The sequence below is a fragment of the Serratia sp. CoH_134_PS_4 genome, from assembly GCF_058190535.1.
Map to the genome: position 1 here is coordinate 627,952 of NZ_JBXWKI010000001.1, position 11,893 is coordinate 639,844.

Genomic DNA, 11,893 nt, shown 5'->3' on the forward strand with positions numbered 1-11,893 from the left:
TAAATACGAGAGTATTCCTACTGTGTTGCTCTGAATTATATCTCATTCTCTCTGGCGGCTTTTTATCGCGCAGACTAGGCTACATAACGATTTGCCGCTGACTACAATATTATAAAAATGGTTTCTTTTAGCGTAAATGTCGGGCAGCTTTTAGAGGAAATGACAGATGAATGTTTTACCCGAGCACAGCGATGAAATTCATCCTGTTGATATCGCTTATGATATCTTCAATGGTTTACCCAATCTCATTGGCGTTGGTAAGGGGCTCGGCGGACATTTCAATGCATTGTGGTGTGAATATACCGGTCTTTCTTCCTTTGATCACAATGACGTCGGCTGGTTAGAAGCGCTGCACGTCGACGAATACGCCCACATTGCTCTGCTGCAGCAACACGCCATGCTCAACGCCGATTCATTCGTACAGGAAGCCAGGCTGCGCAATAACAACGGTGAGTATCGTTGGTTTTTACTGTCGTTTGGTGCAAAGCAAGATCGGGATTCTGCGCAGATGCATTGGTATCTTAGCTGCACCGATATCCATGAAAAAATGCTGAAAAAGCAATTAACGACGGAAACACTGGCAGCACAAAAGAATATGCTCGACGCCAGCGTCGACTGTATCAAGGTCATTAATAATGACGGTTCGGTACTGCATATGAACAAAGCAGGCAGCATCGCTTTGGGCCTGGATGAGAACCCACAACAATTTGGCATGCCTTGGTTGGATCTGTTGCAACCCGAAGTACGCAACCGTGGCAGAAAGGCACTGCGTAAAGTTTTAAACGGAAAAAGCGCCCGATTCGCCGGACTCAGTGCCTCACCAACTGGCGCGCTTCAGCATTGGGATAATATCCTTAGCCCCGTTTTCGGCGAAGATGAGCAGATACAAAATATATTATGCGTTTCGCGCGATGTAACCTCACAGCGAATAGCTGAGAAACGTTTGCTGATAGCCAGTGAATATGACGAATTGACCGGTTTACCCAATAGACGCTTATTCAAGCGGAAATTAAAACATGAAATGAAACAGGCCCTGAGCAAAAACACGTCTCTGGGATTGATTTTATTGGACCTCGACCACTTTAAGCTGGTTAACGATACCCTGGGGCACGCTGCAGGTGATCATCTTTTGCGCGTCTTATCGCGCCGATTAACGGCATACCTAAACAATAACTCTTTCGTCTCCCGCTTAGGGGGCGATGAATTTGCGATAGTGATTAGCGACGTCGAAAACGAACAAGATATTTTCAAGATCGCCAATACCTTTTTAATGCAGCTTGAATCACCGATCACGCATGGGGGTAAGGCACTGCATTGCGGCATGAGCATCGGCTGTGCGATCTACCCTCAAGACGCGCGTGATGCGTCGGAACTGATGAAATGCGCCGATACCGCCCTGTACGAACTCAAAGACGGTGGCCGCGGTGGCGTTTATATGTTTAATCAAAAAATGATGGATAAGGCAAAGGAGCGTGCAGCACAGCTCAATCACGCGCGCCAAATTGTCCGTAATAATCAGATCCGCCCCAGCTATCAACCCAAGGTCAGCTTGAGCAATGGCGCGATCATTGGATTTGAAGCCTTGCTGCGCTGGTATTGTCCGTTAAAGGGCATGCAGATGCCTGACACGGTCAGTGAGGCGTTTAACGATTACGAATTGGCCACCAAACTCAGTGAAACCATGCAGATGAAGGTGTTTGCCGATATGTCGGGTTGGCTGGCCTCGGGTGTCGATGTTTTGCCGGTGTCGTTAAACGCGTCCCCCATCGAGTTTTTACGTGATAACTACGCTGAAACCTTCCTGAGACGTTTGCAGATGTTCCACATTCCGCATCACCTGATCGAGCTGGAAGTCACCGAACATGCCTTCAACAAACACGGTTCGAAGTATGTACTGCGCGCATTGCAGATGCTCAAGGAAATGGGGGTCAGAATATCGCTCGATGACTTCGGTACCGGGCACTCCTCCTTTACACATCTCATGGACTACCCTCTGGACTGCATTAAACTGGACCGCGATTTCATCCGGCGTATGAATCACGAACCGGCCATTCTGGGCATCGTGGAAAGCATGGGGATCCTGGGACAAAAATTGTCGATCGACATCATTGCAGAAGGCATCGAGACCGAGCAGCAACGCCAGACGTTGTGTGACTCAGGCTATCACCTGGGTCAGGGATTTCTTTTTAGCCAGGCCGTTGAGGCACCAAAGGTACTCAATATGCTGCAGCAACATGCCACTTTAAACCTGTAAACGAATAAATATAGCCCGGTCAATGATACCGGGCGGCCGCTCTCGCCGCGCAAAGATATTATTATCATTGGGCTATCACCTATCCCAATGTATATTTTAATGAAAATAAATATCGCATATAAAAATGTGGGTGGCATAATACTTAACACCGTTGATAGTGGTATTTGATCACTCACTCTCGTTCCATTTCTTAATAATTAGCCACGGCAACAAAAAAGACAACAAATCACCTCCAACCATAATGCGCCAGAAAAACAACAGACTGGAAAATCCACGCATAAATAAGAACTTCCAACCCTTGCCTCTCCAATCATTTAGAATTAATAAAAAAACCATTAATAACAATGGAGTATGCTCGCACTACGGTTGCACTTGTCTATAGATATAAATTTTCAGGGCGTTACTTAACGAAGGTTGAAATAATTTCACGTAAAATAAGTGTTGTTTTTATTCTTTTCACTCTAATTATTTTTATGTCGAGCAAATGAATTATATTTAACTTTCGTTATTGCTGTTCCAACACGCCTACTCTATCTTTCAATAACCATCATTTTATTATCGATGGTTATTTCCTCGCATTTTATTGCGAGAGACAATTTATTATCATTAATAAACCACTGATAGAGAATGCCTTTCGGAATGACTTGTTGATTACTCTCATTTTAATCATGTGGATAATCACGCCGAAAAATACCTTTCACAGTAGTTCGTGTTCAAGTATGCGACAAAGCACGTCAGCTTCAGATCGTGATAAACGATATGTGCTGATAAATATTAACTATTTTGTAAAAGGGTGAATGCTGAAAGTTTGCGAGGCCGTCTGAGTAATGGCAATAACAGATGAACGGTAACTGCCGCCGTCAATGTCAGCACATTGGCAACCTTTCAAACGGGATGTGTTCATACAGAGATCAATGAGAACACAGATAATTTTTACTGTTGATATTAGTACCCTGCCTTCTACGGGGGGGAGCTTCGATAACCCTGTGGCGGTCGCACATCCCGTTATGCTTGTTAGCCAAAATAACGGTCCATCGACGTCCCACGATGGGGATTACCCTGTGCCGGTCTCGCAGGAAGAACAGATACAGATCTGGCTGGAAGATTTGGGTCGTCGACAAAACATCATTATTGCCCCGGTTAGGTTCATCGCACACAGCTGGAAAGACGGAGCACAAGTGAAGACTTTTGTGACAGGTGAACCGACCGATCCTGATACGCAGATTAATATACTTGGAGAAAATAAACCTCTCGATTTACCTGCGTTTATGGAAAGGCATGCGGACGCATATGGGTTTGATTATGCTGCCACACAGCCTCAGTGGGCCGACGATAATGCTCCCTTCACCTCATACTGGAAGGATGGTGGCGTGCTGGCGGGTCAGGACGGAACCTCTTCGACACCACGCATCTACAACCCCTATGTTACGTTCGATATAGCAGATTCTATTGGCCTCCTGAACTACGGGCTGGAATTCGTGGTGTATAACAGTGGTAAATCCATGGGTTACTTCTGGTTTGATCCGTACATCAACGTTGTCTCTTGAATAACCCAAAAAACCGCAACGACGGTGTTGCTGAAAAAGGAGGCCTTTGCCTCCTTTTTGTATTTAAGGACGGCACCAACGTCGCATTTCTAAAATTAGTTAGCCAATTTTGTTCGTTCACAGATTTAACGGCTTAAAGGATAGTGCATTGACCGCCCCAACAACATAATAATGCAGGTAATCATGATGATGTATAGCGCAAAACTCACCGCAGCGGCGGCACTCCTGAGCCTTTCCGCGCTGGCTAATGCCGCGCCGGGCATTGATTTGGTCGCCAACGAAACGCCCATTAATACGGCGAAAAGCCCTGAGGCTATAGCCAAAATCCCGTCCGGGTTTACATTCGTCGAACCCGGTACGTTGACCGTTGCGGTATCAATTTTGGGCAGCGGCCCGCCCTTTGGGTTATACGCACGTGACAATAAAACGGTGATTGGCAGTGAGTCGGATATCGCACGGCTGGTTGCTGATGGGCTGGGGCTGAAACTCAAACTGGTACCGACGTCTTGGGAGGATTGGCCACTGGGTGTCACCTCAGGAAAATACGATGCGGCGATTTATAACATTACCGTGACTCAGGAGCGTAAAACCAAGTTCGACTTTGCCACCTATCGCCAGGATACGCTGGGCTTTTATGTGAAGTCCGGCAGTAAAATCACCTCGATAAAATCGGCACCGGATATTGCCGGCAAAAAGATCATCGTGGATTCAGGAACCAATCAGGAAGCCGTGCTGCTGGCCTGGGATAAGGAGAACCAGGCCAAAGGGCTGCCAGCCCTGCAGCCAATTTATGTTACTGACAAGGCCGCCGCGACGCTGGCCATCCAATCTGGCCGGGCGGATGCGACCTTTGGGCCCAACGTGTCCGGCGCTTATCAGGCGAAGTTGAACGGCAAAACCACACTGGTTGGCATCGTGCCTGGCGGGTGGCCACGCAGCGCGAACATTGCGGTCACGGTAAAGAAAGGCAATGGGTTGGTTGATGCCGTGCAAGCGTCACTCAATAGTGCGATTGCCAATGGCAGCTACCTGAAAGTGCTGGATCGTTGGGCGGAAAGCGACGAGAAAATCGAACATTCTGAAATTAATCCACTGGGGTTGGGGGACAAGTAGTTTCAAGACCAAGGCCCAATCTGTGGGCCTTGGTTACCCTCAGTCAGCCACACGTCCCCTGCTTTTCTCCATTTTGCGATAAAGCGTACTGCGTGATACCCCCAACCGCTTCGCCGCCTGGCTGATGTTACCGTTGGCATTTCTGATGGCGTCGAGCATGTCCTGCGGTGCCGACTGAGTCTCCGTACTGAATGAGGGGACGACGCTGAACGGTTCAGGCAGATCGTCGAGTGTAATCATGCTGCCATCATCGGTCAGTGCCAACAGCACCTTGAGCGTGCTCAACAACTGCCGCACATTCCCCGGCCACGGATAACGCGCCAGCACCGCGACGGCATCCGGTGCCAACGTGATACCACGCTGCTCGCCCCCCAGTTCGCGCCAAAGGTTAAGAATAAAACGATCCACGTGTGCCCGTTCACGTAGCGGCAATATGCGTAAGCTGAATTCCTGGATGCGGTACAGCAAGTCTTCGCGGAAGGCCCCCGCCGCAACCTGCTGGTCCAGATCCTGATGGGTGGCGCAGATCAGTGAAAAATCCACCGCATAGGACATGTGGCTGCCGAGCGGCGTAACCGTTTTTTCCTGTAGAACACGTAACAGCCGGGTTTGTAAGCCTAATGGCATATCGCCAATTTCATCCAGGAATAATACGCCACCGTCGGCTTCTCTGATCTTGCCCAGGTATCCTTTTGGATTGGCACCGGTAAACGCCCCTGGCGCATAGCCAAAGAGTTCGGATTCAATCAGGCTTTCAGGCAGTGCCGCACAGTTAATCGCCACAAAATGCCCCTGCCGACGCCGACTTTCCTCAAACAACCGTTGGCTGAAATACTCTTTGCCGCAGCCGGTTTCCCCCCGAATGCACAGCGCCAGGCCGGCATTGAGAATGCGTAACGCTTTCTGCCTGTCAGCCCCATCGCGATCAAAAGGCGGTGCCAGCGGCTTAACCCCCTGTGAATGCCTTTCCGGCATCTGCAACAAGGAGTAATAGTGGCGATTATTGATTGCCAGCGTCTGACGTGGCGCATTCATCGCCTGGCGTGACATATCCGGGAACAGTGAGGCAAAGTCTAGCGTGCCGAAAGAAGCCACCGAGAGATTAAATTCTTGCATCGCCAGCCGGTTGGCGGCGGCTAGGACGTCGTCGTGGAACACCAGTATCAGTTCGTGTGCACTGCCGAGAACACGTGCGTCACTGTGCAGGCGCAGCGTCCAATGTTGAGACGTCACGCTACTCGTCACCCACTGGTGCTCAATGTGCCTGACTGCCTGTAAAATCAGTGAGTGCGCATCATTATACGGGCGCTGCGCCGGTGTCGAGATATCAAGCACCCCGGCTATCACGCCGTTAGGGCGGTAGATCGGCGCGGCGGAACAATAAAGCCCTGCATTCTGATTAAGGAAGTGTTCATCACCGTTGACTTCACACTGGCTCCCCAGCGCCAGTGCCGTACCAATGGCATTGGTGCCACGCTCCTGTTCCCCCCATAAATTGCCCGGGGCCAGAGAAATGCGCGACGCCTTATGCAGAAAGTCAGTATTCCCACAGGTTTCCAACACCAACCCGCTGGCATCAGAGACCACCACAATTGAGGGTTGCCGGTTAATTTCGTTGCCTAAACGCGCGATCAGCGGCTGTGCCAGTTGTGCAACCCAGCCGTTTTGCCCACGCACTTCATTGAGCAACGCAGGCCGGACAAAAGGCACCAGATCGTCAGCCCGGCTCAAGCCATAGTGTTGGCTACGTAGCCAGGATTCTGAAAGTCGGCTGGGGAGAGACAGACTATCACTGTCAGAGTCAAACCCGGTCTGGGTGGTCTGGTCTTTATGCAACATACCCAACTCCCGCCAATAAAGTGTTGCATTTATGTATCATAAATGTGTCCCATGCGTTGCGACGTGGAACACAAAAAATAATAGAAATGAATAATAAGACAGGGGTTTTATTGCCCGAAACAGGTATTTTCTGTTTTTAATTAGATGATATTAAACATTTTTATGTTTTCTAGCTACCGAGCCAGCACAAAGTGGCATAGGTAATGCTTATGGTTTTAGCGATGGCGTCGTGCATCCAGGCGTCAACCCTACAGTGTCAGTTCTCATGAGAGGTGTTTACATGAAATACGTTCATCCTGGTTTACCTGGCTCGTTGGTTTCTTTCAAAAAACGCTATGGCAATTATATCGGCGGCAAATTTGTCGAACCCGTTTCAGGCAACTACTTCACCGACACCTCCCCAATGACAGGCCAAACCGTCGCCGAATTTCCGCGCTCAGATGCAAAAGATATCGAACTGGCGCTGGATGCCGCACATGCCGCGGCTGAAACCTGGGGCAAAGCCAGCGTACAGGAACGTTCCAACGTGTTACTGGCAATCGCCGATCGCATGGCGTCGCAGCTAGAATTGCTGGCGCTGACTGAAAGCTGGGATAACGGTAAGCCAATTCGCGAAACGCTTAATGCTGATATCCCCCTGGCGATTGACCATTTCCGCTATTTTGCCGGTTGCCTGCGTGCGCAAGAAGGGACTGCCGCTGAGATCGACCAAAATACCGTGGCCTACCATATTTATGAACCACTGGGCGTGGTTGGACAGATTATCCCCTGGAACTTCCCGTTACTGATGGCTGCCTGGAAACTGGCCCCTGCGCTGGCTGCCGGCAACTGCGTCGTACTCAAGCCCGCAGAACAGACCCCCCTTAGCATCTGTGTTCTGCTGGAAATGATTGGCGATCTGCTGCCACCTGGGGTGCTCAACGTGGTTCAGGGCTTTGGGAAAGAAGCCGGCGAGGCACTGGCGACCAGCAAACGCATCGATAAAATCGCCTTTACCGGTTCAACGCCGGTGGGTAGGCATATTCTCGCCTGCGCGGCTGAAAACATCATCCCCAGTACCGTGGAGCTGGGCGGCAAGTCGCCTAACATCTTCTTTGAAGACATCATGCAGGCCGAACCGGAGTTTATCGACAAGGCCGTTGAAGGGCTGATCCTCGGCTTCTTTAACCAGGGTGAAGTCTGCACCTGCCCTTCACGCGCACTGATCCAGGAATCGATCTACCCGCAATTTATGGAAAAAGTGTTGGCCCGAATCACCACGATTCGTCAGGGTGACCCTTTTGATACCGACACCATGATTGGTGCACAGGCGTCTCAACAGCAGTTTGACAAGATCCTCTCTTATATTGAGATCGCCAAAAATGAAGGGGGGAAAATCATTGCCGGTGGTGAGCGCGCCAGCCATGAACAGACGTTGCAGAGCGGTTTCTATCTTCAACCCACGCTGATTACCGGTAATAACAGCATGCGTTTCTTCCGCGAGGAGATCTTCGGGCCTGTGATCGGCGTGACGACCTTTAAAGATGAAGCCGAAGCGCTGGCGCTGGCAAACGACAGTGAGTTCGGGCTGGGTGCCGGCCTGTGGACCCGTGACGTCAACCGTGCCTATCGCATGGGGCGTGCTATTAAGGCCGGGCGCGTATGGACTAACTGTTACCATCTCTACCCTGCGCACGCTGCCTTCGGGGGGTATAAAAACTCGGGCGTCGGCCGCGAAACCCACAAAGTGGCACTGTCGCATTATCAGCAGGTGAAAAATCTGTTGGTCAGCTACGATTCCAAACCGCTCGGGCTGTTTTAATTTGTTGTCTAACGCCCATACGTTAGTTGCTATATAGCTAGTAGACTTTGACCGTGCAAGGGGCCCAAGGCGGGGTCCCTTGCAACCTGTACTTGTGTATCTTCCCGCGTTTGGTGCCTTCAAGGGCGACCAACCTCGTCGGTAACCAAGCCGCGTCTAAATTTTATCCGGGTATTAATTGATATTTAATTTTACCCGGATATAATTATGCGACATTGACATTCTGACGATATCGCCATGACAACGGTAGACTCCCCCTCCTTTACCAGCTTTGACGGCTTAAAACGCATTGCCTGTGGCAACCTCGAAACCAACGTGCTGGCTGTAAAGCGGGCTATAGCGTCGGGTTCCACTGAGCCGGTATTGATCTTTGATGACCGGACAGGCCGTGTCCAAGAGGTTGATATCCGTGGAACGGACGCGGAAGCGATCGCACGGTTAACCAAAGATCATCAATCTGACTCAGTCGAAAATGCGCAATCCTCGCCTCAGCCACGTGGGCGTGGCAGGCCAAAGCTCGGCGTGATCCCACGTGAGGTCACGCTACTTCCTCGCCATTGGGATTGGTTGTCAACGCAACCGGGGGGAGCCTCTGTCGCTTTACGCAAACTGGTTGAAGAAGCCAGGCGCAACACGGTGGATCGTGATGATAAGCGCAGGACGCAGGAACGTGCTTACCAGTTCATGTCGACAATGGCAGGCAACATGGCCGGCTTCGAAGAAAGTTCGCGCGCATTATTCGCTGGTGACTCAGAGAAATTCATCCAGCTAACTGTCGAGTGGCCTTCCGACATTCGCAATTACGCATTGAGTTTGGCGGCCTTCGACGTGGTATGAAGCAATTCCACTGAACCCTAAATGACGTCTGCATCGTAAATCCTGGGTGCAGACATCCAGGATGTTTCAAATCTGGACGGGCAAATGATCACTTTCAACGTAAATGGCATCAATCTGAGTTGCGATAGCTTCGGCGATAACCATGCCGACACCGTGCTTTTACTTGCCGGTCTTGGAACACAAATGATCCGCTGGCCGGTGTTATTTTGTGAACGTCTGGTTGCAAAAGGTTATCGAGTGATTCGCTTCGACAATCGTGATGCGGGTTGCTCATCACATTTTACAGACCACCCTGCACCTGATTTCGCTGCGTTGGCGGCTTCTCACTCGGCCGGGCAACGGCCAAATGTGCCTTACACACTGTTCGACATGGCCAGCGACGCAATGGGATTGCTTGATGCACTCGGGATCCCTCGCGCGCACCTCGTCGGCAGATCAATGGGGGCATGATTGCTCAGATTGCCGCTAGTAAATATCCGCAGCGGGTTTTGTCGTTAACTTCGATCATGTCCAGCACGGGGAATCCGAATCTTCCATCAGCCTCACCAGAAGTGATGGCGATGTTGACTAAGCCAGCCCCCGATCCACGGCGAGATGAAGCCGGTTTTCTGGCACACAAACTCGCTTTTGCACGACGGATAGCAAGCCCTGGATATCCATTTGACGAAGAGTACCATCGAACCCTGATTCTGGAGGAAACCAAGCGTGTCTATGACCCATCCAGTGTAGGTCGACAGATGGGGGCGATCGTCGCTGCTGGCGATCTACGGCCGCTGTTAGCCAAGATCACCGTCCCATCATTGATTGTACATGGTGCCGACGATGCGCTAATACCTGCAGCCTGTGGGAGAGACACCGCCTCTTCAATTCAGAACTCGACGTTTATGCTTATCGATGGAATGGGGCATGATCTGCCGCCTTCGCTTTTTGAGACAGTGGCGGACGGAATTGATCGGGTTGCGCGTCCGAGTGATTGAGAACGGTGGGAGCCGGCTGCTTTTAAAGTGAGATCCTGTTTAAAATAATGCTTGCCCGTCGCGACCGGCAAGCATTACCCCTTCCGTTGACTTATTGCATTAAGACGCGGAAAGATCGATAACCATACGACCACGAATGGTGCCTGACTTCATCTCTTCGAAGATCGCGTTGATATCCCCCAGCGGTCTTTTCGTGACTTTCGGCGTCACCTTGCCTTCGGCGGCAAACTGGAAAGCCTCTTTAAGATCTTCCCGCGTTCCCACCAGCGATCCCACGACCTGAATACCATCCAGCACCAGGCGCGGAATGCTCAGATCCATACTCTCCGGCGGCAGCCCCACGGCGACCACTTTGCCCCCGGCGCGGACGGCATTCACGGCTGAGTTGAAGGCTGAGCGCGCCACGGCGGTGACCACGGCGGCATGAGCACCGCCGACTTTTTGCTGAATAATCTCTTCGGCGTTCTCAGTTTTAGAGTTGATCACAAGATCCGCACCAATCTCTTTTGCGAAATCCAACTGCCCTTGGTTAACGTCAATGGCGATCACTTTGGCGTTAAACACATTTTTGGCGTACTGCAATGCCAGGTTACCCAAACCGCCCAAACCGTAAATTGCGATCCACTGCCCAGGTTTGATGTCGGAAATCTTCACCGCTTTATAGGTGGTGACCCCAGCACAGGTAATGCTGCTGGCGGCAAAGGAGTCCAGGCCATCAGGTACCTTGACGGCGTAATCTGCCACTACGATGCATTCCTCTGCCATGCCGCCATCGACGCTGTAACCGGCATTTTTGACCGAACGACACAGGGTTTCGTTGCCATTGACGCAATATTCACAGTGGCCACAGCCCTGGTAGAACCAGGCAACGCTGGCTCGGTCCCCCACTTTTAACGAGGTCACGCCTTCGCCCACCGAGGTGACAACACCAACCCCTTCATGGCCTAAGGTGATGCCGGGTACCTCACCGAAATCCCCATCTTTGACATGAAGATCGGTATGACACACCCCACAACACTCCATCTTGAGTGCCGCTTCGCCGTGTTTCAGTGGGCGAAGCTGTTTTTCCTGAATATCTACACTGTGGTTTTTGGTGACTACGGCAGCTTTCATAGGACATATCCTCTCAGGTTACGTTGAAAGTACAGTTGTTAATGTAGTTACTGTCATTGCTGAGGGCAAGGTACGGGCTGTTTGTTTAAAAACAGAGGGTTAAATAATGCGGGTAGCAAACGCGATAAACGGGGTTCTTAAGCGAAAATAAAGATTAACGCTTGGTTTTCGTGATTTTTGTCGCCTTGGCTGGGTTACCGGCCACAAACTCCAGCGTCGGTGAATAGTAGAACGGCAGCCAGGCATGAAAACTGCTTTCCCACTCCCACTTAACCGGGCAAGGCCACAGAATATCTTCATGCAGAATATAGTAAACCCACCGTCCGTGCGGGCGGCGTGGTTTAGCTGTGCGCTTAGTCACTGACGGCTCAGGCTCAGCGTGATTATCGATGATATTCACCCTCCCGTAGTG

At 50.8% G+C, this 11,893-nt stretch carries 8 protein-coding genes and 1 pseudogene; 6 read left to right on the forward strand and 3 right to left on the reverse strand.

The features are described from left to right. Positions 1 to 166 precede the first annotated feature (166 nt). The 3 genes from AC2FCQ_RS02890 to AC2FCQ_RS02900 all read left to right on the forward strand — a co-directional run bounded on the left by AC2FCQ_RS02890 (position 167) and on the right by AC2FCQ_RS02900 (position 4,914). Positions 167 to 2,254, forward strand: a complete 2,088-nt coding sequence (locus tag AC2FCQ_RS02890; protein ID WP_490307529.1) for a putative bifunctional diguanylate cyclase/phosphodiesterase — start codon at positions 167 to 169, stop codon at positions 2,252 to 2,254. Between the two features lie 914 nt (positions 2,255 to 3,168). After that, a complete protein-coding gene (locus AC2FCQ_RS02895; RefSeq protein WP_490307530.1) occupies positions 3,169 to 3,801 on the forward strand; it encodes an AidA/PixA family protein in 633 nt (210 codons plus the stop codon). 186 nt (positions 3,802 to 3,987) lie between these two features. Beyond that, entirely contained in the window at positions 3,988 to 4,914 is a 927-nt protein-coding gene (locus AC2FCQ_RS02900; RefSeq protein WP_209633384.1) for an ABC transporter substrate-binding protein, read from the forward strand. Positions 4,915 to 4,953: 39 nt separating this feature from the next. On the opposite strand, the gene AC2FCQ_RS02905 is transcribed toward AC2FCQ_RS02900, so the two are convergent. Further along, positions 4,954 to 6,753, reverse strand: coding sequence for a sigma-54-dependent Fis family transcriptional regulator (locus AC2FCQ_RS02905; protein ID WP_490307531.1), 1,800 nt, complete (start codon positions 6,751 to 6,753; stop codon positions 4,954 to 4,956). Between the two features lie 280 nt (positions 6,754 to 7,033). Here AC2FCQ_RS02905 and exaC point away from each other — a divergent pair, with 280 nt between their 5' ends. The 3 genes and pseudogenes from exaC to AC2FCQ_RS02920 all read left to right on the forward strand — a co-directional run bounded on the left by exaC (position 7,034) and on the right by AC2FCQ_RS02920 (position 10,368). Next, positions 7,034 to 8,554, forward strand: coding sequence for an acetaldehyde dehydrogenase ExaC (gene exaC, locus AC2FCQ_RS02910; protein WP_265556857.1), 1,521 nt, complete (start codon positions 7,034 to 7,036; stop codon positions 8,552 to 8,554). 237 nt (positions 8,555 to 8,791) lie between these two features. Beyond that, positions 8,792 to 9,391, forward strand: coding sequence for a DUF2239 family protein (locus AC2FCQ_RS02915; protein WP_265556858.1), 600 nt, complete (start codon positions 8,792 to 8,794; stop codon positions 9,389 to 9,391). A 183-nt stretch (positions 9,392 to 9,574) separates the two neighbouring features. After that, positions 9,575 to 10,368, forward strand: a pseudogene (locus AC2FCQ_RS02920) (alpha/beta fold hydrolase). A gap of 99 nt (positions 10,369 to 10,467) precedes the next feature. Here AC2FCQ_RS02920 and adhP read toward each other — a convergent pair. Together adhP and AC2FCQ_RS02930 are read right to left on the reverse strand one after the other, a co-directional pair. Further along, a complete protein-coding gene (gene adhP / locus AC2FCQ_RS02925) occupies positions 10,468 to 11,481 on the reverse strand; it encodes an alcohol dehydrogenase AdhP (RefSeq protein WP_209633373.1) in 1,014 nt (337 codons plus the stop codon). Between the two features lie 154 nt (positions 11,482 to 11,635). Then, positions 11,636 to 11,842: a hypothetical protein gene (locus tag AC2FCQ_RS02930; protein WP_209633371.1), complete on the reverse strand. Its 207-nt coding sequence runs from the start codon at positions 11,840 to 11,842 to the stop codon at positions 11,636 to 11,638. Between the last annotated feature and the right edge of the window lie 51 nt (positions 11,843 to 11,893).